Source organism: Lacticaseibacillus rhamnosus (genome assembly GCF_900636965.1).
Lineage (GTDB): Bacteria > Bacillota > Bacilli > Lactobacillales > Lactobacillaceae > Lacticaseibacillus > Lacticaseibacillus rhamnosus.
In genome coordinates this window covers 1,497,955-1,522,328 of record NZ_LR134331.1, presented here as the reverse complement: position 1 = coordinate 1,522,328, position 24,374 = coordinate 1,497,955, and the positions used below count along the sequence as shown (strand labels likewise).

Here is a 24,374-nt window from a genome sequence, read left to right as displayed (position 1 = left end):
GCCTCATTTCGTTTCAAAGTGGTATTCCCAGACTTTAACGGCATTGGCTGCCTTTAGTGCCTGGATAATTGTCGGCGCCTGATCCGCGGCGGCAAGGGCAATCATGCAGCCGCCCATGCCGGAACCGGTCAGTTTCGCCCCATATGCGCCGTTATCAAGGGCAACATTAATCAGTCGATCAAGCTCGGGACTGCTAACGCCAAGAGCCGCCAAGTCCGCTTGATCTCGATTTAAGAGTTGTCCTAGGGTGATAATGTCATCTTGTGCCAGTGCCAAAGCCGCCTGACGCACCGCATCACCAATGTCGGTGATCAGTGGCTGATACGTTTTCGGGTCCTTTTTTAATTTCTGAGCCACTTGATCAACCGCAATCTTCGTCTGACCGGCGATCCCAGTGTCGGCAATCAGTAAAACGCCATTGCGCGGCATCATGATGGATCGTAACGACTTGCCGCGGACAAACCACTGCGGCTTTTCAGCGCTAGCCGTAGCCGCATCCAAGCCGCTGGGGTTGCCGTGCAAAGCTTTTTCCGAGATCCCGGCCCAGTTTAGCAAAACCGAATGGCTGAGCGACGTTTGAAACGCATCGTAAAAGGCGCGCACAACGGCTACTGCAGTCGCTGCGGATGATCCCATGCCCCGTTCTGATGGCAAAGCACTGGTAATGGTCAGATGAAAGCCTTGATCAGCAGCATTGAAGAACACGAGCAGCTGGCGAATGAGCATGGCAATGCCGGCAAAATTGGTTAACTGACCCGCATTCAAATCGCCGGTAAAAAAGGCGGACGTGACTTCCTGCCGGCCATCAGGTATTGGCTCGACTTTAGCTAATAATCGAATACTTTTGACTGGCAAAGCGATGGCCGGTTCCCCATAAACAACGGCGTGCTCGCCAATGAGAATAATTTTTGCGTAACTTTTCCCCGTCCCGATTTTCATATAAACACCTCGTTAATATTCTTTACTTATGATAGCGCAAACCCTGATCGGACACTACTTAGTTATGCTAGACTAAAGCATAAGTCATCAGGCACACGTATTTAAATAGTGAGACTGTTTTTGTTGGTGCGGTAGCCTTTAAGTAGGCGGTTTAAGAGAATGACGATTAAAATTAAGGTCGTCTTTGTACTGGGGCTGCTGTGCTAGTGGTTTTCTCACATCGCAACATGCGGGTTGGGGTAGGTTTTAACCGGGCTGGTTCGCGCTCACTCTATAACGCGTTCCCCAGCGCAGGGATCTGCGTACAAGGACCTTGGTCGCAATGGCCAAAGCCCGGCCATCACGCCCAAGGCCGCTTATACTCCGATCCCTAACCGCGCCGGCTCGCGCTCACTTTTCTATAACGCGCTCCCCGGCGCAGAAGTCTGCGTGTAAGGACCTCAGCCGCAATGGCCAAATCCGGGCCATCACGTCTGAGGCCGCTTACACTCCGACTTCTAACCGCGCCGGCTCACGCTCACTTTCCTTAGGAGGTTTTCACATGGGGTTGCAGTTTATTCTCGGTGATGCAACGACGGATCATACCCAAACCATGGCGGCTATGATTCATGAAAAGCTTACCGCTGATTCCCAAAACCGGATTTTTTTACTGGTACCGAACCATATTAAATTTGAAGCAGAAATTGATCTTCTCAAACGCTTGCGCCAATTGCAACAGGGGAACTCGGAGACTTACGTGCAAAGTCGCGTTCAGGTCTTATCCTTTTCCCGGCTGGCCTGGTTTTATTTGAAGAACACGCCGCTTTATCAGCAACCACGGCTGGATCAAGCTAGCAATACGATGCTGGTTGCCAAAATTCTTGCAGAACGGCAAGCGGACTTAACCATTTATGCCGGAGAAGCTCAGCACACTGGGTTTGTCACACAGCTTGCTGGCCAATTGAGTGAACTCATGATTGGCCGGATTACCGCCGAAGACTTAGCCAATACCGTTGCGGCTCTGACACCAGGCGATCGGCACCGGGCTAAGTTGCGTGATTTAGGCATTATTCTTGATCAATATGAAGCAGAAATCGGTCCTTATGCGACAACCGCCAGTCTGCTAAGTGGGCTGCAGCAAGCCATGCGTACCCATGATCTCACCCACACGTTTATCTATCTCAACCATTTTAACGTATTTTCTGCTTCAGAGTCAGCACTGGTGGAAACGATGCTGGAAACCGCCGCAGAAGTGACGATCGGCCTCGTGTTGGATCGGCCTTATCCAACTGCACCGCCTGTGGCTCCTAATCTCTTTTTACCTGCTGGTCGGCTTTATCATCGTTTGTATCAAAAAGCCAAAACGATGCGAATTCCAATTCGGTTGGATCGGTTTGCTCAGCCACGGCACTTAAGCTTGGGCATGCGACAGGTGGCGAGTTGGTGGCAGGCTAATACCAATATCGAACCGCAGCCGGCGCCAACCGCAAATGTTGCCGATCATGTGCATTTAGCCACTGCGACTGATCCCTATCAGGAATTGCGGCATGTGGCCCAATCTATCTATCAAGCGGTTCGCAACGGAGCACGTTATCGGGATTTTGTGATTATTGCTCGGCGATTAGATCCGTACGCAACGATCATTCCGGCTATTTTTGCTGAATTTCAGATTCCACAATTTACCGACTTGCAGCGGCCGATGAAGGATCATCCCTTGGTGGTGTTAATCGAAAGCCTATTTGCCATCCAGGATCATGACTATCAGTATCAAGACATCATGCGCTTGTTGCATACTGAGCTTTTGTTGCCTCAGGGGATGGCGGTGGCAGATTTTCGTGATGCCGTCGATACCCTCGACAATCATTTGGTTCGAACAGGGATTGCAGGTAAAAGACGCTGGACACAGACAGAACCATGGCGGTATTTTCAGCGTAATCCCGCTGCTGATGAGACAGAAATGGATCCTGAAGCCGATAAAACCGCTCAAATCAATGCCATAAAAACGCTGGTGGCTCAAACTGTGCCGGCCTTACTCAAACAATGGCAGGCAGCTAAAACCGGACTTGAGGCTGCGCGAAGTTTGTACCACTGGTTAACGAAAATTGGGGTAGTGGACCAGTTGAACGCGTGGCGAGAAGCAGCAAGTGCAGCCGGTGAGCTTGCTCGCAGTCGAGCGCACGAACAAGCATGGACCACATTTACCGCTTTGCTGGATGATTACGTTACCATTTTGGGCAACGCTAAGTTTAATCGCGAGCAATTTCATGAGTTGCTTGCTGCCGGCTTTGCCAGTGCGACTTACACACAGATTCCGGCCACACTTGACGCGGTTGTGATTTCAGAAACCGGGTTAGTCCGATTAGCCAAAGCAAAACATGTTTTTGTTATCGGGGCCACCAGCACCGCCATGCCGGATGTTCCCAATGATGACGGCGTTTTAAACAGTGAAGAGCGCCAATTATTAGCTGCACAGTTGCCGGATGACCGCTTTTTACCCGAGCAAGGTCCAACAACAACTTTAGGTGATCCGTTTATCAACTATTTGGGCTTCATGGCCGCCAGCGAGACGTTGACGCTAAGTTACCCCATGCAAAACCCGCAAGAAAATAGTGAAAATCAGGCGTCACCTTATTTTCAGCAACTGAAACGGGCGCTTCATCTCGTGCCCGAAACCTGGGCGCCGGTAACACTCGCGACAACGGTCAAATCTGTCCTTGGCAGCCCGCGGGCAATGTTAAGCGACTTCATTCGGGCTGCCGGTGATGCCCAACAGCAAAAACAACCCCTGAGTCTGGCTTGGCAAAGTGTGTTAAGCGCATTGAAACAAACCGATTTAGCCAACCTGGCCCAACGCCTTGCCGGAAGTTTGACGTATCAAAATGATCCTGGCCGCCTTGATCCACAGCTGGCGGTGCAACTCTATGGCCGCGATATGAATGTTTCCGTGTCGCGATTGGAGACGTATTATCTTAATCATTTCGAATATTTCCTTAAATATGGTTTGCTGCTCCAACCGCGACCGGAATTTGAGCTTTCACCAGCCGACACCGGTAGTCTTTTTCATGCTGTACTTGATCGGTATTTAACGCAATTGCGTGATCAACAACAAAACTTGGCCGATGTTGAACCCGCGGCGATCATGGCTGCCGTACCGCCAATGGTTGCCGAGATTGCCAAACAGCCGGGGTATGAAATCCTCGGCAGTACGTATCGCATGACTTATTTGACCAAGCGCTTAAGTCGACTGCTCATTCAGGTTTTGCTCAACATGCGCCAGCAACAGCAACGCAGCGGCTTCCGCCCGGTGCGCACCGAGCTGCAGTTTGGCCGGATTGGCGATACCAAGGGACTGCCAGGCTTATCATGGCCGTTGCCGCATGGGGGTCGCGTCAATGTTCACGGTAAAATCGATCGGCTTGATATTTATCGCGAACCTGATGCCCGGCGTTTTATTATTGTCGATTATAAAAGTGGGCAACGCCGCTTCGATGATAGTGACGCTTATTATGGCATTGCCTTGCAAATGCTGACTTACATTGAAGCAATGACCAACGTGACAGCAGAGCCACCGTTTGTTCCGGCGGGGGCGCTGTATTTTCACTTGCAGGATCCTAAACTCAAATACACGCCTGAATTGGAACCGGCACTTGAGCGACTCAAAGCCTTCAAGTATCTGGGGTTCTTAGTCGCCGAACACGGAGATGAGCTGGCGGCCGTGGATCGTACCATTTCACCGGAAAGTGGCGGTCGTAGTGAGATTGCACCGCTTGGCTTTAAAAAAGATGGCAGTTTCAATCAAAATCAGTCAAACGTCCTGACTCCCGAGGCGTTGCGGGCTTATTTGGCTCACAATCAGGCGCTGATTATCGATGCAGCCACGCAAATTCTCGCTGGGGATATTGCACTTGAGCCTTTCCAATATGGCCAGTCTTCCACGATTGTCAGTCGCAGCGACTATCAAAGTATTATGCTGTTTGACCCTGCAACCGGTTTTGATCATTACCATCACGTCCCTAAGTTAAAGCGTAAAGACGTGATCGGACGCCTTACCGCTGACCCGACACAAATACCGCATTCTGAAAAGGAGCATCCACAGTCATGACGCAATTTACCCCATCGCAACAAGCTGCCATTAGCCATCACGGCCATGATATGTTGGTATCAGCCTCGGCTGGCAGCGGCAAGACCACTGTATTAGTTGAACGCATTATTCAAAAGATTCTCAAACAACACGCCGATATTACCAGAATGTTGATCGTGACTTTTACGCGAGCGGCAACTTCGGAAATGCGGACTAAGATTCAGACTGCCTTGAAGCAAACACTGACCGCCAAGCGACATGAGTTAAATGCTGAGGATCGGCGCCATCTGGCCAACCAGATTGCCATGGTGAATGCAGCCAAAATCAGTACGTTGGATGCGTTTAGCTTGCAAATCGTCCAAACTTATTACTATGTTATCGATTTAGATCCAGGCTTTCGATTACTGACTGATGAAACTGAGCGCTATATGTTACAAGAACAGGTTTGGAACGATTTGCGCGAACAATTTTATGCTGGTGACGAAGCGGCGGAATTCGAGCAATTGACCGCTAACTTTAGCGGCGATCGGGATGATAGTGGCCTTCAGGATTTAATGTTCGAGTTAATGCGCCAAGCTGCTGCCACAACCGATCCTAAAGCTTACTTGCAACAACTGGCAAAGCCTTATGCACCAGAAGCTTGGGCGGCGACCTTCACGCACCAGATTTGGCCGCGAACCAAGCGCAAACTCATGCAAGTATTTACCACGCTGACGCAAGCGGATGAGCTGGCCAACCGCTTGCCAAATCCAGTCTGGCATCAACAAATCACGGCCGATTTGAACCCGTTACAAAGTTTATTAGACAACCCTGAGCCGAGCTATGAAGCGGTTCGCGACGCCTTAGTTCAGCATGACTTCTTGGCGTGGTCTCGCGCCAGCAAAGGTCTTGATGACGACGACAAAGCACTCAAAAATGAGGCTAAACAACTGCGGGATGCCGCTAAAAAAATATGGCAGGATCAGTTGGCACCGGATTTTGCCTTAACGAGTGAGCAAATCACCGACTTACTGCGCACGGTGCAACCGATGATGACCATGCTGACGGAGGTGGCCTTAACCTTTTTAGATGCGCTGACCGCAGAAAAGGCGGTTCGGCATGTGCAAGACTATAGCGATATTGCGCATAACGCACTGCGAATCCTGCAGCAAAAAGATCCCCAAACCGGCGCACCGATTGCTGACAATTATCGCGCCAGTTTCGATGAGGTGATGGTCGACGAGTATCAAGACATTAGCCCCTTACAAGAAGCGTTACTGGCAGCCGTCAGCACAACCGACCCCGGCGATCGCTTTATGGTCGGGGATGTGAAGCAAAGTATCTATGGATTTCGCTTAGCTGACCCGCAGTTATTCATTCAAAAATATCAGGCGTTTGCCAATCATCCGGAAACACCCACCGCACCTGAACGGATTATTTTGGCAGAAAATTTTCGCTCGACTAAAAATGTTTTGGCGTTCACCAATCTTATTTTTAGCCAGATTATGGATCCTGAAGTCGGCGATTTGGCTTATGACGACAATGCTGCGTTAAAGTATGGTGCGCTTGATTATGGCGATTGCCACCCAGCGGTCAAAGTCATGCTGTATAGCAAAGCGACTTCGGACGATGATGACGAAACCGACGCGACTTCGGACTGGTCTGCAACCGATGAAGATGACGAGCCGCTGGATGTTGCGACCGGTCAAACGCAAATGGTCATTGCCGAGATCCAGCGGTTAGTTTCGGACCCCCATGCACAATTATGGGATCGCGCCAACCAGCAATATCGGCGTATCCGGTATCGTGATATTACGCTTTTAACACGCCAAACCACCCAAAACAGCCTCATTCAAACCCAATTTGCTGCAGCCGGCGTACCATTATTCGTGGCTGATACCAAGAATTTCTTCAAGACGACGGAATTGATGGTGATGCTGGCACTCCTCAAAATCATCGATAATCCTAAGCAAGATATTCCGTTAGTTGCGGTTTTGCGCTCGCCGATTGTCGGCCTCTCAGCTGATCAGTTAGCCTTGATTCGATTGGCAGCCAAACAAGTACCTTATTATGACGCGGTGACCGCTTTTCTCACCGGAACACCGACAACGCCGCTGGCTAAACGCACCCACGCTACTTTGGCCGCGTTCTTGGACCAACTCAATCATTTTCGCGATCTGGCCCGGGAAAATGATCTAGTGACATTACTGTGGGCCATTTATCAGGAAACCGGCTTTCTCGATTATGTTGGCGGCACCCCTGGCGGCAGTCAACGCCAGGCAAATTTACTTGCCTTGGTTGATCGTGCTCGGACTTATGAATCTGGCGGCTTTAAAGGTTTGTTTGCCTTCATTCATTTCATTACCTTGATGCAAAAGCAGGATCAGGACCTTGCCACACCGGCTCAGGTTGATCCGGATAATGATGCCGTCAAATTGATGACGATTCACAAGAGTAAAGGGCTTGAGTTCCCCGTTGTTTTTGTCTTACAAACGAACAAACACTTTAACCGTCGCGATCAAAGCGGACCGGCAATTTTAACTAAAAATGGGATCGGTATTAAGTGGCTCGACCCGCAAACCCGGGTGGAATATGAGTTACCGCAATACCAAGCCGCCAAAGCCGCTCGACAAAATCAAACATTGGCTGAAGAAATGCGTCTTTTGTATGTGGCGTTGACGCGTGCCCAGCAACGCCTCTATGTTGTTGGCGCAACCATGAGCGGGCAGCAATTAACTTCGGCTGACAAAACGGTCGCCAAGTGGGCCAAAGCCGCGGAAGGTGAACAGCTCACACTTGCACCGCAAATTCGCGGGGCGGCAACGAATTATCTGGATTGGATCGGACCGGCCCTCATTCGTCATCCGCAAGTCAAAGGACTGACTGAAACCACCGTCAAACCGGCCTTGATAGCTGATCCAACCGAGTTTTCCATTGCAATCGAGACTCATCCGCAAATTAAAGTCGGAGTGGCGACCAAAACGCCAGCCAAAACAGATGCACCTGCGATTGATCTGACAGGATGGTTTGCCAAACAGTATCCATTCCAAGCTGCCACGACAACGGCAGGCTTTCAAAGTGTTTCGGAAATCAAGCGGGCTTTTGACGATCCGGATACGATGGAACTTGTAAGTGCCGACCGATTTTTAGGGCAAAAACCGCCGCTACACGATTTAAGTGCCCCAGCATTTTTGACCGAAACTTCCGGTGGTGGGAATGCCGCTGCGATTGGAACGGCGACGCATTTATTGCTCCAATTGGTTGACCTGACCAAACCGATTACGCTGAACAGTCTAGAAGCCTTGCGCCACCACTTGATAACCACCGGGGTCATGCCGGCAGAGGTTGCCAAGCGGATTGACCTAACTGCTTTGGTGCGCTTTTTTGCAACCGATCTAGGGCAGTTATTGCAAGCTAAGCCGCAACAGGTGCAACGGGAAGTGCCGTTTTCCATGTTGTTGCCTGCCAATCAGTTGTTTGAGATTTTACAAAATGACCCCGGCGAGGATGTTTTGGTTCACGGGATTATGGACGGTTATGTGACTGAGGCCGATGGTGTCACGTTGTTTGACTACAAAACCGATCACGAGCCCGATCCGGCAAAGTTAGTCGCGCGTTATCGTGGCCAACTGAACTTATACGCTCAGGCCCTGGCGCAACTTCAACCCGAGCCGGTTACCCATCGTTATCTGGTCTTGTTACGGACAGGAACGATTGTGGATTTAGTAGCAGAGTCAACAGGGAAATAGTATGATAGATGCAGTATGTTTAGACAGGAATGGTTAAAAGTTCATGAATGCTGACACCACTTTTGCTGTGGTTGATTTGGAAACAACCGGAACCAGTGTCAAAGACGGCGACCGTATGATTCAATTCGGTTGTGCTTTGGTGCGCCATGGCAAGATCATTCAAACAATTTCACAAATGATCAACCCGGATCGGTCAGTCCCGCAGACGATCCAGCGGTTGACCGGAATCAGCCCTGAACGGTTAGTCGCGGCGCCATATTTTGATGAGGTAGCGCCCGCGCTTCACCAAGTGCTAACTAAGACGGTCTTTGTGGCGCACAATGTTAATTTTGATTATCCGTTTCTAAATGCAGAGTTTGAGCGTATCGGTTTACCAAAATTACAGCTTGAGGCGATTGATACTGTTGAGTTGGCACAGGTGTTACTTCCAGAAATCAGCAGTTTTCGACTCAGTGATTTGACGACTCATTTTGCGATCCAACATGACAACCCGCATCAAGCCGATAGTGACGCTACCAGTACCGCGAAACTACTGTTGCAACTAAAGGCGCGCTTTCAGGCCTTACCGACACCAACGCAACAGGCCTTGATTCAGCGTCACGATGGCTTTATTCGCGAAACCGGTGATTATCTGAAAATGATCGCGTCACCTCCCAGACCGTTAAAAAAAGAATTTGTTCAGGTCGGGCCATTGGTGTTACGTCGGCCGATGACTACACCAACCGATTTGGCAGCGGCTGGCGCTTATCCAGCAACCGAACTAGCCAAAAAACATCTGCTACAGCCGCGCTATCGCTTTCGTAAAGCACAGGCCAAGATGATGGATGCCATTTTCACGCATGCGCAAAAAACCGAAATACCATTATTCATCGAAGCAGGGACTGGCTTGGGAAAGACGTTGGGCTATTTACTGCCTTATGCTTACCTTGCCACACCTGAGCACAAGTTGGTTGTGGCAACGTCAACCCTGGTTTTGCAAACGCAGCTGATAACGCAAGCCATTCCCGCACTTGATGCCTTGCTTGGGCGCACGTTACCCACGGTTGAGCTGAAAAGTCCCCAGCATTATCTTGATCTCAATAAATTTGCCGCTAGTCTTCACCAAGAAGGACCGACTCGCCAAACCCAACTGTTGCAAATGAAATTACTGGTATGGCTGACTCAAACAACGACAGGAGATTTAGATGAGCTGCATTTAACCACTTATCGCGCGCCGTTGTTTGCTGAAATCCGGCATACCGGTGATGTTGGCACGCCATTTATCAATCCTTTTTATACGTTCGATTTTTATCGGCGGCTGCAGGCTAAATTGGCTGACGCAGTGGTGGTGGTAACAAACCACGCGTTTCTTTCACGGCATGCAGACACGTTACCATTTAAACGGCCATTTCTAGTGGTCGATGAGGCGCAGCACTTTGCCGACAATACTGCTGCCGCGTTTGCACGGCGGGTGGCGCTTGACCACTTAAATCATCATTTGCATCGTGTATGGCAATTGAGTGAACCAGACGAACGGCATTCTTTGACTGCGATTTATCAAAGTGAACCTGCCATGCTAACGGTGTTACAGCAACTGAATCAACAGGCAGCCACTGCCGAGACGGCTGTGAATACCTTGCAGCGTCAGATCCATCGCCACTTCTTTTTTGGCAAAACAACTGCAGCTTCAGGTTTTGTGAACTTAAGTTTGGATTCAGCAGCGGCCAAGTGGCTCGAACAGACACAAACGACCACCATCAAATCGCTCATTAAGGTTCTCGGGCGGTTGACGGTCACAACTGACAAATTAATTGCTGATTTTAACCGCCGACCGCATTTCTTCTTAAAAAGCGATGGTCAGCAGTTTCAAGCGTTAGCAGCGCTGCGAATCGCCTTGGCAGATCATCGCCGGCTTCTTCAAGAGTTACTAAGCCGGTTGCCGGATTTAATTGCCGGGCAGGCGGTGATGATGTCCGTTAATTTACGCCAGATTACCGATGTGGCGAGTCTGGAATTAAGTTGGGATGTTTTCCAAGTCGGATCTGCCGTTCAGCAACTGATTCATCATTTTGAAGCGCCAGTATTCGTCGGTGCCACCTTGACGGCTGAGCGTTCATTTGATTTTCTAACTGCCCAATTAGGCTATCACAAATTACCGGAATCCAGCTTCTTAAAACTCCGCAGTCCATTTCATTATCGCGATCAGGCCAAGGTTTTAGTGGCAACAGATGCTCCTCATGCCGCAGACGTCTCGGATGATGCCTACGCTGATTATTTAGCGATGGCCATTGAACAACTGGCGGATAATCAATATCAAACGATTGTCTTATTTAATTCTTTATCCGTCATTGAGGCCGTCTACCAACGTTTGATCCATCGACCAATTGCCGGGCATAAAGAGCTATTGGCTCAAGGGGTCACCGGTTCAGCGGAAAAAATTGCCAAACGGTTTGCAGTTGGCGACCAGAGTTTACTATTAGGGGCAGCAAGCTTTTTTGAAGGCATTGATTATCCCGATCGACTGCTTGAAATCGTCATTCTAACGCGGTTGCCCTTTGATGCGCCTGAAGCGCCGATCACCAAAGCCCGATACCGTCAGATTCAATTAAGCGGCGGCGATCCGTTCACAGAAGATGCCCTACCGCGTGCGATCTTGCGGCTGCGTCAAAGCTTCGGCCGCCTCATCCGCACCGAAACCGACCGCGGCGCCTTCATCATCCTCGATCCACGCTTCATCACCACCGCGTATGGTAAGAAAATGCAAAAATCCTTACCAAATATTAAACCAATGACATTGCCACTCACCGATATTCCGGGTTACATTAGAATGTGGTTAAGAAACAAGAGCGCGAACAGGCCCGTTTAGAAACCGGAACATAAGTGGCCTTGATTCCAAATGGCCGGGCTTTGGCCATTTGGAATCAAGGTCCTTATGTGCAGGTTTCTGGGCCTGTGAGCGCGTTTACGAAAGGTATCGGCCAACACCATTTCACTAACCAAAAAGTTGCCGAGCTGACCACACCTTGGCCATTTGGGTTTGAGGTCCTTATGCGCAGGTTTCTGGGCCTGTGAGCGCGTTTACGAACAGCTTCGGCCAACACTATTTCATTAACCAAAAAGTTGCACGAGCTAACTACACCTTGGCCATTTGGAATCAAGGTCCTTACGCGCAGGTTTCTAGGCCTGTGAGCGCGCTTACGAACAGCATTGGCTTAATCATCACCTAATTCTCAACCAACCATACCCAACAAAAGGAGGGGAGCACAGATGCGTCATCATCGTCGATTCGACTGGGTCAAATTCTTATTTATCGGTGGCCTGATTGTTCTCATCATCGCTGCCATCGGAATTTATGCCAAGAGTCTGTCACCTTACCAACAATTGCGCGACCAAGCGGAAAAAATTGCTACCAATCGGGCTGATTTAAAAACCGTGAACGGCTTCTGGTGGTACAACCGTGATAAGAGTTATCTCACCGTTGCCGGTCAAACCAAGAAGAATCAGTCAGTTTACGTTGTGATTCAGAAAAAGACAGGTAAGGTAACGATTTTAAACCAAAAGTCCGGAATTACCCGGCAAAAAGCCATTCAACAGGTGACCCAAACCAGCGCTCCCAAGAAAATTCTGAATGCATCACTGGGTAAAAGAGGATCGGAATTTGTCTGGGATATTGGCTATCTGTCAAAGTCTGGTAAACTGAACTACGTGACGTACAGTTTTCGCAGCGGCGAACAATTGAACGCGATCAAAAATTTATAATTAAAAATGATTCGGTAGCCGCAATGGTGCCGAAGCTGTAGGAGGCGCAGTCGTGCATTTAGCAAAAAGAATCCTCAACGTCGCACCGTCAGCGACATTGGCCTTAAGTAATCAGACGAAAGACTTAAAGGCAAAAGGTGCCGATGTCATTGATTTGTCTATTGGCCAACCAGATTTTTCAACCCCTAAGGCGATTGATGACGCAGCTATTGCGGCGATTCAGGCTGGTAATGCCAGTTTCTATACGGCAGCAACCGGTATTCCGGAATTAAAGCAGGCGATTAGTGACCGGATATTTGCCCAAGACGGTATTCGTTATGATCATCGTCAAATCGTTGCAACCACCGGCGCTAAGTTTGCTTTGTATGCCTTATTTCAGGTTTTCTTAAACCCGGGAGATGAGGTGCTGATTCCTGTCCCATACTGGGTTTCCTACGAGGAACAGATTAAATTGGCGAGTGGCGTGCCACATCTGGTCATGCCAGCAGTCGGACATAAAGTCAGTGTCGATGATCTTGAAGCGGCTCGGACCGATAAAACCCGGGCATTGATTATCAATTCGCCACAAAATCCAAGCGGCGTTGTCTATGATCGCACGGAACTGACCTTAATTGGCAATTGGGCGCTGAAGCATCATATTTTGGTAGTGACTGACGATATTTACCGGGATCTGATTTATAACGGTACGACTTACACCTCAATGATTAGTATCGATCCCGATATCGCAGCGAATACTGTTTTAATTTCCGGCGTCTCCAAGTCATATGCGATGACGGGTTGGCGGATTGGTTATGCGGCCGGTCCGGAAAAGCTGATTCAGGCCATGGCGACCTTTATTAGCCACACGACCTCTAATCCGGCAGCAGTTTCCGAATACGCCGCGGTGGCAGCTTTAACTGGCGATCAGCAGGTTGTTGAAAAGATGCGCCGTGCCTTTGAAGAACGGCTGAATCTTTTCTATGATCTTCTGGCAGATATTCCCGGTTTCGATATGGGAGATAAACCGCAAGGCGCCTTCTACCTTTTCCCGAATATTAAGCGTGCCGCTCAATTGAGTCATTATGGTACGGTTGATGACTTTATCAGTGCACTGTTGACTGAAACCGGGGTTGCCATTGTTCCTGGACGGGCGTTTGGCATGCCGGACCATGCGCGGATTAGTTATTGTAAAGATTTGGCCAGTCTGAAAGAGGCCGCCCGGCGTATCCGGGAGTTTGTTGGTAAATAATTATTGAAGTGGGGAGTTAACGCATGACGGAAAAGATTCGCATTATTGATGCAAAAGAACATGTGAACGAGGAAGTAACAATTGGGGCGTGGTTAACCGATAAACGCAGCTCCGGAAAGATTGCCTTTCTACAATTACGCGATGGTTCCGCGTATTTCCAAGGCGTCGTTTCTAAAGCCGACGTGCCAGATGAGGTCTTTCAGCTGGCAAAGGAATTACGTCAAGAGTCCAGCATGTGGATCACCGGCGTCATTCACCAAGATAGCCGCAGTCATTTTGGCTACGAAATCGAAGTCCGCAACATTGAGCTTGTCGGGGATTCACACGACTATCCGATTACGCCTAAAGAGCATGGCATTGAGTTCCTGCTCGATCACCGCCATCTTTGGTTACGATCAAAGCGCCAATTTGCGATTCAACAAATTCGTAACGAAATGATTCGCGCCACGTTTGAATTCTTTAACAATGAAGGCTTTATCAAGATGGACCCGCCGATTTTGACCGATTCGGCACCTGAAGGCACAACTGAACTTTTTGAAACTGACTATTTTGATAAGAAAGCTTATCTTAGCCAATCCGGTCAGTTGTATGCTGAAGCAGGGGCAATGGCCTATGGTAAAGTCTTCACGTGCGGGCCGGTATTTCGCGCAGAAAAAAGTAAGACCCGCCGGCATTTGACCGAGTTTTGGATGATCGAACCGGAAATGGCGTTTTGTCATCAGGAAGAGAGTTTAAAGGTTCAGGAGCGTTATGTTGCCTATATGGTGCAGGCGGTATTGGATAACTGCGCCTATCCGTTACATTTGCTAGGCCGCGATCCGGAAGTGCTCAAACAGTATACGAAGCTGCCATATCCACGCATCAGCTACAAAAAAGCAATCGAAATGTTGCAGGCAGCAGGGATGGACGTCAAATACGGTGATGATTTTGGCTCGCCGGAAGAAACGTATCTGTCAGATCAATTTGATCAACCAGTCTTTGTGTTGAATTATCCTAAAGCCATCAAACCGTTCTACATGCTAACGGACCCGGAAGATGAGCAGCAATATGTCTGCGCCGATATGCTAGCACCAGAAGGTTACGGCGAAATCATCGGCGGTTCGGAACGTGAAACCGATTATGACAAGCTCAAAGCTGCCATTGAAAAGGCCGGCCTTGATTTAGATGAATACGAATGGTATCTGGATTTACGCAAGTACGGTTCAGTACCGCATTCCGGATTTGGTTTGGGCCTTGAACGCGCCATTACCTGGATCTGCAAGCTGGATCATCTGCGCGAAGCCATTCCATTCCCACGAATGATCAATCGCCTAAAGCCGTAATGGCAACCAAAAGTCGGACGCCAACGCGCCGGCTTTTTTTGGAGGATCCCTATCATGACTGATTTAAAACGGTATATCGAAGCGGGGCAGTTTAATGTCTCTAATCTGCTGTTTGATAACTATCCTACGTTAGGACTGACCCAAACCGAGTTTATAACGTATCTGTTCATTGATCAGTGGCAATCCAAGCATCATCAAGCCCCTGATCTTAAGGCATTGGCAGCGCGCATGAACGTCGCACCCAATGCAATCTATACAGCAATTGAAACGTTGATTCAAAAACAGGCGATTGTTCTTGAAAGCATTCCGGATGGTCAGGGTAAAATGCGCGACCATTATGATCTCGCGCCGTTGCTGGCGAAACTCCCAGCAAACCAAAAAGCCCATAGCAGTGTGATGTCCCAACCAAATGCCGATGCGCAAACGAATGTCTTTAATCAAATTGAAATTGAATTTGGCCGACCACTTTCACCAATTGAACAGGAAACAATTCGCGACTGGCTGACGACGGATCACTACTTGCCAGAAGTGATCTTATTGGCGTTGCGCGAAGCCGTTTTGAATGCCGCGTATTCACTGAAGTACATGGATCGCATTTTGCTGAATTGGGAACGGCGGCATCTTAAAACCGCGCAACAGGTTCAAGCCGAACTCAAGCGCCATCAAGAACTTTAGCTATTAGGCAGTACCGGAATCACAATCAAGCCGATTTTAAAAGGGGGAACCTGTGTGACTGATTCAGAAGCCCGGCAATTGTTCGAGCAAATTATGGCGTTGTATCCTGACCCACAGCCGACATTACAAGCGCAAAATCCTTTTCAGATTCTAGTGGCAGTGATGCTTTCGGCGCAAACAACGGATGTAGCCGTTAATGCGGTTACGCCCGAACTATTTGCCGCGTATCCAACGCCCGCGGCAATGGCTGCTGCTTCAGTCACTGATATTTCCAAAAAAATCAGTCGTCTTGGTTTATATCGAACTAAAGCGGCGCATTTAAAAGCGTTGAGTGCTATTTTAGTTGAAAAATATGATGGTCAGGTGCCAGCCAATGCAGCTGACTTGGTCAAATTGCCAGGGGTTGGTAAGAAAACCGCCACTGTGGTCCTCAGCGATGCTTTTGGCATACCGGGCGTGGCGGTTGATACCCATGTCAGTCGCATTGTGAAAGGATTGGGCCTGGTTTCACCTAAAGCAACACCGGTTCAAATCCAAAGCCGACTTGAAACTTTGATGCCAAAATCGACCTGGATCAAACTTCACCGCAGTTTGATTCGATTCGGCCGTGAACATTTACGCGCGCGTGACCCACAGCCACCATCCGGACCGGAATGGACGTTTCTGGCTACCCATTACGCGCCATTAAAGGGGGAAGAACATTGACAGATACCATTATGCCATCCAAGCGTACGGTTCACCGTGAAAGCTGGGATCATTATTTTCTTGAACTCGCCAAAAAGGTTTCAGAACGTTCAACTTGTGAGCGCGCAACGGTGGGGGCGGTTTTGGTTCAGGAACATCGGATCATTGCGACGGGTTATAACGGCGCGATTAGTGGTGATCCGCATTGTGATGAGGCCGGTCATTTAATGCGCGATGGTCATTGCATTCGGACCATACATGCCGAAATGAATGCCATCATTCAATGTGCGGCTAATGGGGTCAGTACCCATGGCGCAACCGTCTACGTTAACTTTTTCCCATGTCTGAATTGTACGAAGGCCTTGATCCAGGCTGGAATTAAGCGTGTCGTGTATGCGCATGACTATCGCAATGATCCGTATGGCGAAACGTTATTGGCACAGCACCATGTGGCCGTGGTTCATCTAGAACAGCAAGCTTAGTTTCACATATAAAAAGCACCGCTACTGACCATCTCAAATCAGTAGCGGTGCTTTTTTAATGATGTCCGGCAATCCTCATCAGGGAAAACTCTTGATGGTCAAATCACGTGAAAAAATCTTATTGATTACCACCAGGACCGCCAGCAGATGAAGCAGGTTCACTGCTGGCGCTCGGTTCTTCTTTTGAAGGTGTTGCAGAACTAGGGGCAGCAGAAGAAACATTGGAGGATGAAGCAGATGACGCAACGCTAGCGGAAACAGCATTGGAACTTTCTGAGCTGGATTCTTTTGAGGAACTGGATTCAGAGCTGGCACTGGAAGAGGATGATGATTCGGCCACTGCTTTATGACTACTTGGCCCATGACCACGAACGTACAACTCCTTCGTGGTGTTGGCTGAGCCACTCGTAATCGCTGTGCCGGGATTGCTGCCTTTTAGAATATTGTAAGACTCAACTGTATCCGGCTTTGTCCAATCCTTATTATCAAGGTTCTGGGAGGTATAACTCATCAGTGCCTTATAGATCTTCTGGGAAATGGTTTGCTCAGCATAACTGATCCCATGAGAAGTCGGCTTATCATAACCGGTCCAGACTGAAATGACCCGATTGCGGGTATAGCCCGTAAACCATGCGTCCTTGGCAATGCCTGTAGCGTTTAGGGCCGGATTCTGCTTGAGCTCTTCATCGCTATAATCGGTCGTCCCAGTCTTACCAGCTTGGTAAAGGCCGGAAATAGCCGCCGAGGTTCCTGTCCCTTTTGTCAACACGCCTTTTAGCATATCCGTGATCATATAGGCGGTACTGGACTTCATCGCCCGGGTTCCTTGACTGTTAAATGTTTGGGTGTTGCCATCGGCGCTAACGACTTTATTGACGTAATAAGGCTTGTAATAAGTGCCGCCATTGGCAAAGGCCCCATACGCTCCGGCTTCTTCAACCGTGTTGACCGAGGCCCCGATCGCACTGGAAAGATATTGTTCTGAGGCAGGTAAGTCGATACCCAGTCCCTTTAAGAACTTCACGGCATTCGTCATACCGACTGCACTCAAGGTTTTGACGGCTGGAATGTTGCGGGACTGTTCAAGCGCCGTCCGCATGGAAATCCGACCTTGATACTTCTTGTCCCAGTCATATAACGAAATCGTGGTCCCAGGATACTTGTATGGTTCATCCGTCATTTGTTCATAAGTCGAATAGTTAAGATATTCAATAGCAGGACCATAATCCATGAGTGGTTTCATTGTCGATCCATTACTACGGGTATTTTGCGCTGCCCGGTTGTATGCCAACCGCACATCGCCGGTTTTACGGCCGCCAATTTGCGCCAAGACCTGTCCGTTATCCGGATCTGTCATCGTGACGCCGGTCTGGAAGGCATCATCCGGGAAACTGACATAATCATCGGTATTGACGATATCGTAGAGCCGTTTTTGGGCACTCATGTCAATATTGGTGTAAATATCCAGATTGTCCGTGTAAGGATTCAAGCCGGTTTTTTTCTTAACTTCTGCAATCACCTGCGTCAAGTAGGAATCAATCACTTTATCATTGGTGGTTGTGTTTGTCTGTTGTTGTTTTGGCTGTAAACCATCAGTAATCGGTGTGGCTTTAGCTTGCTTGGCGGCAGCGGCCGTAATTTTCTTATCGCGTAACATGGCATCAATGACTGCATTACGCCGCTGAGTCGCTTTTTGCGGGTACTCATAAGGGTCGTAGCCAGCCGGACTTTGCGGCAGGCCGGCGATGAAAGCCGTTTGTGCAAGACTCAGATCTTTGAGCGATTTATTAAAATAAAACTTAGCCCCAGTGCTCATCCCGTACTGACCATAATTCATGAACACTTTATTAATATAATATTCAAGAATCTGATCTTTACTGTACTTTTGTTGAACCTGCATGGCTAGCCAGGCTTCCTGAGCTTTTCGGCGTAATGTTTGATCAGACGATTTTGTGCTGAAAACAGATAGTTTAATGAGCTGTTGTGTCAACGTCGAGCCACCTTGCAAGCCATCACCGGTTCCGGTCATGTTGTTAAAAGCAGCACCGAGAATACGGACAGGATCAATGCCCAATTTCTCATCGTAAAAGCGGCGGTCCTCGATTGAAACAACCGCATCTTTAAGTTGTTGCGGAATCTCGGAAGCTTTGACATAGTCGCGATTTTCCAGTCCAAGCGTTGTAATCTCATTACCGCTACGATCATAAATCGTACTGGATCCGCCAGATTCGAGTTTTGCTTGGGTGACTTCAGGTGCATCTTTTGCATACCAGGAGAATAACCCGACACCGGCAATGAAAATGAGAAGCAAGCCGAGCAAGGTCCATTTTAAAATCCGCCGCCATAATTTCTTGGGGGGTTTAGGGCTTTTTGACTGTTTACCTTCGCGGCGTCGTGCCATTCGCGACATGTTTTGGTTATTAGCCACGTACATTACCTACTTTCGTTTCTATCAGCCAGTCAACGCCATCAAGGAATGGGACAACTGGCTGCAATTGCGGATGAAGTTCAAATCCGTGTTGAATGATCTTGGTTAAAGGAATCGATTTACGACCGCCTGTACTTTGCTGATCCCAGCAGGTAATGAGCCGTCCTGCCGGGAAAACAAACAGCCGCCTAATCGTTGCAAACCGAATCACAACAAAACAGATACCGTTTTGTTTTAAGCAACGCCGAAAATGATCAATCTGATGCTGGTGGAAATTTTTTAACGGAAAACTGGTCTTATTTTTGGTTTCTTTGGCTTCAAAGTCAAGATAATACCCGCGATACACACCATTATAATCAGTTGTGGAAGGCGTCTTAAAATAGGCTTCACGGATAACTGCCTGACTTCGGCGAGGATAGTCAACCTTCACAATCTGCACTGGCGTCGGCTTCTTATAGACAACGGCCTTGTCGATACTACGGTAATACTGATTGCTGAGGTTAAGTTCTTCTTCTAAAGTCATCCCGCGTCCGCCATAAATGGTAGGGCGCGACACTGCGTCTGGTGAAAATTGCGTCCCATCTTTGTATGGATTACCATTGGGATAACGGATGGTCATGCGATCACACTCCTGGCGCTATTATACCAATATCAAGCGCGTTGGCCTAATGATTGGAGGGAAATCATGGCAGGAAAAAGGTTATGGATAACCGGTTACCGTGCCTATGAGCTCAATGTTTTTGGGGCTCAGGATCCAAAACTGAAAGTCCTTAAAACTTCATTAAAAAACACGCTGACCCAGTTTCTTGATGAAGGGCTCAACTGGCTGATTACAGGCGGTCAACTGGGGGTTGAACAGTGGTCCATCGAAGTTGCCTTAACACTTAAACCGCTCTATCCTGAGTTTAAGATTGCGATGATGTTGCCATTTACCGACTTTGGTAGTCAGTGGAATGACAACAATAAGGCCCAACTGGCTGCATTACGCCAGCAAGTTGATTTCTCTGATGCAGTCTCACAAGCACCTTATCAAAAGCCCGCCCAACTTCAAGGTTATACGCGGTTTATGACGGCACACACAGATGCGGCAGTGATTGTCTATGATCCGGAATTTCCCGGAAAACCGCAGTGGGATTACCGTGCCGCCGAAGACATGGCTAATCGACGTGATTATCCGGTAACACTGATTACGATGGATGATTTACAAGAAACATCCGAAGAATTGGCAGAAGCTGAAAATGAGCATTTTCAAAATGATTGAGATATGGTAAGCTAATTAGTAGTCTGGTTCCATGAAAACAATGAGGTGTGTCGGAATGGATAGTAACAAAGAAACAAAATTTAGTATCCAGTACGGGCCTAAAGATATTTTGGACAAGAAGTTCAAAAACAAGGTTCGTGGTTATGATCCGGATGAAGTCGATGAATTCTTAGACGGCATCATTCGTGACTATGAGGCTTTCACCAATGAAATTGATCGGTTGAAAGAAGAAAATGCAAAGCTGTTTAGCCGGGTCGATGAGCTGACCAAACAGCTGAGTGTTTCCAAGAATGTCAGCGCACAAACACCGCAAACCAATGCTGCGGCAACAAATTATGATATTCTTAAACGTCTGAGTAATTTGGAACGGCATGTTTTCGGTTCAAAACTGTCAGATAGCGGCAGTGTTGATAACCGCGACGACAGCAACCATTCCGACGTTGACCAGTATTAATGATCACATGTAGATCCTGAGTGATCGCGGTCTGCATCTGCAGGCTGAGGAAAGTCCATGCCCGCACAAGCTGCGATGCTTGTAGTGTTCGTGCTAAGCCCAATAAGCTTAGGGACCGTGAGAACGGTTACGGCGGCCAACCACGCTAAGACTTCGGTTATGCGTCAGTAGGTCTGAAAAGTGCCACAGTGACGAAACGTTCAGGGAAACCTGAACGGTGGAACGGGTAAACCCCGCGAGCGAGTAACCCAAACTTTTGGTAGGGGCGTTTTGCCAAGCAAACTGAAGCAACGGCAATACAGCGGCAACGCTGAGATAGATGATGACTGAAGGAACCCGCGCCTGAACAGGTTCTGGAACAAAACATGGCTTATAGGGATCTACATGCAGGCACAGCCCGGGGAAACCCGGGCTGTTTTTTTGAGAGCGCGAGCCAGCGCGGTTAGAAGTCGGAGTGTAAGTGGCCTTGAGACTAAATGGCTGGTCTTTGGCCATTTAGTCTCAAGGTCCTTACACGCAGACTTCTGCGCTGGGGAGCGCGTTTATGAGCAGCATCGGCCAACTTCTATTTCACTGTCCAATGCCCAAACCTTCTTTGGCCATTTTCCTTAGGTGCAGGTTTCTGGGCCTGTGAGCGCGTTTATGAGCAGCATCGGCCAACAGTCACTTCCACTAGCCAAAGCCCGAACACTTTCTGACCATCCACGCCTAAACCACCATCCAAACTCAACCTCAACCGCAACGATAAAGTTATGCCCCTCAACAATCGCCATAACGTACATAAAAAGTTAAACTAACCTTGAATGACTAATCTCGTCTCACAATTTTGAAAGGAACTCATGCTATGAACTATCAACTTGTCGCAACAATGGCGGCTGGCCTTGAGTCGGTTACCACGAAAGAACTGAAGGCATTGGGTATTCAAACCCGCACCGAAAATGGCAAAGTCTATTTTGAGGGTAATGACCAAACGATTGCGTTGACCAATGTCTGGTTGCGCAGCGCTGATCGGATCAAAATTGTCATCGGTCAGTTTAAAGCGCGCACCTTCGACGATTTATTTGAAGGCGTTAAGGCATTACCGTGGGATCACTTTTTGCCGTTAGACGCTGCGTTCCCGGTTGCAGGGCGAGCTGTTCGTTCCCAACTGCATTCTGAGCCCGATGTTCAAGCCATCACCAAAAAGGCAATTGTCGAAAAGATGTCCGCAGTCTATCATCGAACCACGCGATTGCCCGAAACCGGCGCTACTTATCCACTGGAAGTCTCCATTCTAAAAGACGTTGCGACCCTGACGCTAGATACAACCGGACCTAGTTTGTTCAAACGTGGTTACCGCATTGCAAAAGGCGAGGCGCCACTGAAGGAAAACTTTGCTGCAGCGCTTGTCTTATTGACGAACTGGCATCCTGATATGCCGTTTGTCGATCCCACGACCGGATCTGGCACGATTGCAATTGAAGCCGCTTTGATTGGCCATCATCTGGCACCGGGATTACAACGACACTTTGCGTTTGAAGATTTCGGCTTTTTTGATCAATCCGTCTTGCAAACCACCAAGGATCAGGCGATGGACGCCGCCGATTTTGACCGTGAGCTGGATATTCAGGCTAGTGACATTAATGGCGATATGATTGATATGGCTAAGCTGAATGCGCAACAAGCGGGCTTACTGCATAGCATTCGCTTTAAGCAATTAGCAGTCAAGGATTTTAGCACCACCAAGGAAAACGGGGTCATTGTTGCCAACCCGCCATATGGGAAGCGACTTAGCGATCAGGCCATGGTGCGCCAACTTTACAAGGAAATGGGCCAAGCCTTTGCGCCGTTGACGACTTGGAGCAAGTACATTTTGACCAGTGATATGGGATTTGAAAAAGCATATGGCAGTCAAGCAACCAAACGGCGAAAGTTGTACAATGGCACCATTCGAACCGATCTTTTCCAATACTGGGGTAAGCCTAACTGGCATCATAACAAGTAAGGAGGCACACCTTGAAAATTTTAAATAGTTTTAATCTCAAACCTGAGCAACGACAAGCCTTAGAAAAAGCAGGGCACGTGGTGATTGACGATAATCAATTAGATCAAGCAACCGCCCAGCAAATTGACGTTGTTTATGGGTGGCACGATCAATCTGCGCAAGTGAATTTCGATCACCTGCGCTTTGTTCAGGCTATTTCTGCCGGAGTCGACTATCTACCGCTGGCTGACTTTGCTAAACATCAGGTATTATTGGCAAACACGAGTGGTATTCATGCCGAACCGATTGCTGAATATGTCCTTGGCGTGTTATTTACGATCAGCCGCGGCATTCTACCACCGGTTCGCGCCGGTCGTCAGATGTGGACTTTCCGTCAGCAACGGCCGCCAATGACGTTGTTAAAAGGCCAAACCGCGGTCATTTTTGGCACTGGCCATATCGGCTCAACGATTGCGACAAAATTACATGCACTGGGCCTGCATACGCTTGGCGTGAGTGCACACGGCCGTCCCGCTGCAGGGTTTGAGGAAGTCGTTACAGACGCTAACGCACACACAGCCGCTCAAAACGCCGATATCCTTATTAATGCATTGCCATTAACTTCTGCCACCAAGCATTTTTATAATTCAGAATTCTTTTCCGGGCTTCAAAATCAGCCGCTGTTTATTAATATTGGCCGCGGCGCTTCGGTCGATACACCGGCGTTGGTTCAGGCACTTCAGACCCAGCAGTTACGAGCCGCAGCCTTGGATGTCGTTGATCCTGAACCGTTACCGCAAGATTCGCCACTTTGGGACATGGGCAATGTCTTATTGACGCCGCACATTTCCGGCACCGTACCACATCTGCGTGATCAGGTTTTTAAAATTTTTAATGATAACCTCCAATCCTTGATAGCAAGCGGTCAGTTAGCCAGTCACCAAGTTGATCTTAGCCGCGGATACTGAAATTTTTCCGCAGAATCGTTATACTGGAACCGTAATCGTTTTCAATCGCGCGTTTTAAGTGACGCCGATTGCAAATCAGATTGCGACAGTATCCCCAACCGAATACGTCTGTCAGCAAGAGCCAGTTTCAAGGAAATTCGCAGCGCAACTTTCCTTGATCCGTGCTGTTAGCTGGATGGACGCATGCTAACCATTAAGATGAAGGAGGAATTCTTATGGCACAACGCCCAGAAGAAATTACCAACTTGCTTCAAGATGCTTTGCACACGCAACAGGAGGTGGCAATCAATACAATTGATCGCCATCGCTTAAAGGGTCGCGTCATTGATATCGAGGCTGCAACCGTTAAGCCTTATAACGAACGCGGCGTCATTACCGTTGAAACTGGGCGGGGAGCCAAACGAATCCAGGCATATGCAATTAGCCAGGTTAAATATAATTGAT

Annotated in this window: 17 protein-coding genes and 1 other RNA gene; 15 read left to right on the top strand and 3 right to left on the bottom strand. The window is 48.6% G+C overall.

All coding sequences use genetic code 11. The annotated features are described in order from the left end of the window. Positions 1-3: 3 nt before the first annotated feature. Positions 4-939 carry a mevalonate kinase gene (gene mvk, locus EL173_RS07800; protein ID WP_014571348.1) on the bottom strand — a complete coding sequence of 312 codons (936 nt, stop codon included), beginning with the start codon at positions 937-939 and terminating at the stop codon, positions 4-6. A gap of 541 nt (positions 940-1,480) precedes the next feature. On the opposite strand from mvk, the gene EL173_RS07790 reads away from it, so the two are divergent. The 9 genes from EL173_RS07790 to EL173_RS07745 all read left to right on the top strand — a co-directional run bounded on the left by EL173_RS07790 (position 1,481) and on the right by EL173_RS07745 (position 16,856). Next, positions 1,481-5,020 (top strand): PD-(D/E)XK nuclease family protein, encoded by a 3,540-nt coding sequence (locus tag EL173_RS07790; protein ID WP_014571347.1) that lies wholly within the window; start codon positions 1,481-1,483, stop codon positions 5,018-5,020. Then, positions 5,017-8,727, top strand: coding sequence for a helicase-exonuclease AddAB subunit AddA (gene addA / locus EL173_RS07785; protein ID WP_005689435.1), 3,711 nt, complete (start codon positions 5,017-5,019; stop codon positions 8,725-8,727). The genes EL173_RS07790 and addA overlap by 4 nt, the downstream gene beginning before the upstream one ends. 43 nt (positions 8,728-8,770) lie before the next feature. Then, positions 8,771-11,572 (top strand): helicase C-terminal domain-containing protein, encoded by a 2,802-nt coding sequence (locus EL173_RS07780; RefSeq protein WP_005689433.1) that lies wholly within the window; start codon positions 8,771-8,773, stop codon positions 11,570-11,572. Between the two features lie 401 nt (positions 11,573-11,973). Next, complete coding sequence (locus tag EL173_RS07770; RefSeq protein ID WP_005689429.1) at positions 11,974-12,465, top strand: cell wall elongation regulator TseB-like domain-containing protein; 492 nt, start codon at positions 11,974-11,976, stop codon at positions 12,463-12,465. A gap of 52 nt (positions 12,466-12,517) precedes the next feature. Further along, positions 12,518-13,693, top strand: coding sequence for a pyridoxal phosphate-dependent aminotransferase (locus EL173_RS07765; RefSeq protein ID WP_005685894.1), 1,176 nt, complete (start codon positions 12,518-12,520; stop codon positions 13,691-13,693). 23 nt (positions 13,694-13,716) lie between these two features. Next, positions 13,717-15,015 (top strand): asparagine--tRNA ligase, encoded by a 1,299-nt coding sequence (gene asnS / locus EL173_RS07760; RefSeq protein ID WP_005689428.1) that lies wholly within the window; start codon positions 13,717-13,719, stop codon positions 15,013-15,015. Positions 15,016-15,069: 54 nt separating this feature from the next. Next, positions 15,070-15,690, top strand: coding sequence for a DnaD domain-containing protein (locus tag EL173_RS07755; RefSeq protein WP_005689426.1), 621 nt, complete (start codon positions 15,070-15,072; stop codon positions 15,688-15,690). A gap of 54 nt (positions 15,691-15,744) precedes the next feature. Beyond that, positions 15,745-16,395, top strand: coding sequence for an endonuclease III (gene nth / locus EL173_RS07750; protein WP_005689424.1), 651 nt, complete (start codon positions 15,745-15,747; stop codon positions 16,393-16,395). Beyond that, positions 16,392-16,856: a deoxycytidylate deaminase gene (locus EL173_RS07745; protein WP_005693755.1), complete on the top strand. Its 465-nt coding sequence runs from the start codon at positions 16,392-16,394 to the stop codon at positions 16,854-16,856. The genes nth and EL173_RS07745 overlap by 4 nt, the downstream gene beginning before the upstream one ends. 118 nt (positions 16,857-16,974) lie before the next feature. Here EL173_RS07745 and EL173_RS07740 read toward each other — a convergent pair whose 3' ends face one another. Both EL173_RS07740 and recU read right to left on the bottom strand, forming a co-directional pair. After that, on the bottom strand, positions 16,975-19,284 hold the full coding sequence (locus EL173_RS07740; RefSeq protein ID WP_014571346.1) for a PBP1A family penicillin-binding protein: 2,310 nt from the start codon (positions 19,282-19,284) through the stop codon (positions 16,975-16,977). Further along, the gene (gene recU, locus EL173_RS07735; protein ID WP_014571345.1) at positions 19,277-19,903 is read right to left on the bottom strand and encodes a Holliday junction resolvase RecU; all 627 of its coding nucleotides are present in this window, start codon (positions 19,901-19,903) and stop codon (positions 19,277-19,279) included. The genes EL173_RS07740 and recU overlap by 8 nt, the downstream gene beginning before the upstream one ends. Positions 19,904-19,969: 66 nt before the next feature. Here recU and EL173_RS07730 point away from each other — a divergent pair, with 66 nt between their 5' ends. From EL173_RS07730 to EL173_RS07700, 6 genes are all read left to right on the top strand, one after another. Beyond that, positions 19,970-20,545 carry an SLOG family protein gene (locus tag EL173_RS07730; RefSeq protein WP_014571344.1) on the top strand — a complete coding sequence of 192 codons (576 nt, stop codon included), beginning with the start codon at positions 19,970-19,972 and terminating at the stop codon, positions 20,543-20,545. Positions 20,546-20,600: 55 nt separating this feature from the next. Then, a complete protein-coding gene (gene gpsB / locus EL173_RS07725; RefSeq protein WP_005685886.1) occupies positions 20,601-20,999 on the top strand; it encodes a cell division regulator GpsB in 399 nt (132 codons plus the stop codon). Between the two features lie 12 nt (positions 21,000-21,011). After that, positions 21,012-21,377: RNase P RNA component class B (gene rnpB / locus EL173_RS07720), an RNA gene on the top strand. A 466-nt stretch (positions 21,378-21,843) separates the two neighbouring features. Further along, complete coding sequence (locus EL173_RS07710; RefSeq protein WP_005685884.1) at positions 21,844-22,983, top strand: THUMP domain-containing class I SAM-dependent RNA methyltransferase; 1,140 nt, start codon at positions 21,844-21,846, stop codon at positions 22,981-22,983. An 11-nt stretch (positions 22,984-22,994) separates the two neighbouring features. Next, entirely contained in the window at positions 22,995-23,930 is a 936-nt protein-coding gene (locus tag EL173_RS07705; RefSeq protein ID WP_015764473.1) for a phosphoglycerate dehydrogenase, read from the top strand. A 215-nt stretch (positions 23,931-24,145) separates the two neighbouring features. Further along, positions 24,146-24,373: a hypothetical protein gene (locus tag EL173_RS07700; protein WP_005689413.1), complete on the top strand. Its 228-nt coding sequence runs from the start codon at positions 24,146-24,148 to the stop codon at positions 24,371-24,373. Position 24,374 lies beyond the last annotated feature (1 nt).

What these genes read in the sequence shown, in the direction of transcription:
- EL173_RS07710 (WP_005685884.1), top strand. Translation starts at nt 21,844, where the DNA reads ATGAACTATCAACTTGTCGCAACAATGGCGGCTGGCCTTGAGTCGGTT.
- gpsB (WP_005685886.1), top strand. Translation starts at nt 20,601, where the DNA reads ATGGATAGTAACAAAGAAACAAAATTTAGTATCCAGTACGGGCCTAAA.
- EL173_RS07700 (WP_005689413.1), top strand. Translation starts at nt 24,146, where the DNA reads ATGGCACAACGCCCAGAAGAAATTACCAACTTGCTTCAAGATGCTTTG.
- mvk (WP_014571348.1), bottom strand. Translation starts at nt 939, where the DNA reads ATGAAAATCGGGACGGGGAAAAGTTACGCAAAAATTATTCTCATTGGC.
- EL173_RS07755 (WP_005689426.1), top strand. Translation starts at nt 15,070, where the DNA reads ATGACTGATTTAAAACGGTATATCGAAGCGGGGCAGTTTAATGTCTCT.
- EL173_RS07730 (WP_014571344.1), top strand. Translation starts at nt 19,970, where the DNA reads ATGGCAGGAAAAAGGTTATGGATAACCGGTTACCGTGCCTATGAGCTC.
- EL173_RS07770 (WP_005689429.1), top strand. Translation starts at nt 11,974, where the DNA reads ATGCGTCATCATCGTCGATTCGACTGGGTCAAATTCTTATTTATCGGT.
- asnS (WP_005689428.1), top strand. Translation starts at nt 13,717, where the DNA reads ATGACGGAAAAGATTCGCATTATTGATGCAAAAGAACATGTGAACGAG.
- EL173_RS07790 (WP_014571347.1), top strand. Translation starts at nt 1,481, where the DNA reads ATGGGGTTGCAGTTTATTCTCGGTGATGCAACGACGGATCATACCCAA.
- recU (WP_014571345.1), bottom strand. Translation starts at nt 19,903, where the DNA reads ATGACCATCCGTTATCCCAATGGTAATCCATACAAAGATGGGACGCAA.
- EL173_RS07780 (WP_005689433.1), top strand. Translation starts at nt 8,771, where the DNA reads ATGAATGCTGACACCACTTTTGCTGTGGTTGATTTGGAAACAACCGGA.
- addA (WP_005689435.1), top strand. Translation starts at nt 5,017, where the DNA reads ATGACGCAATTTACCCCATCGCAACAAGCTGCCATTAGCCATCACGGC.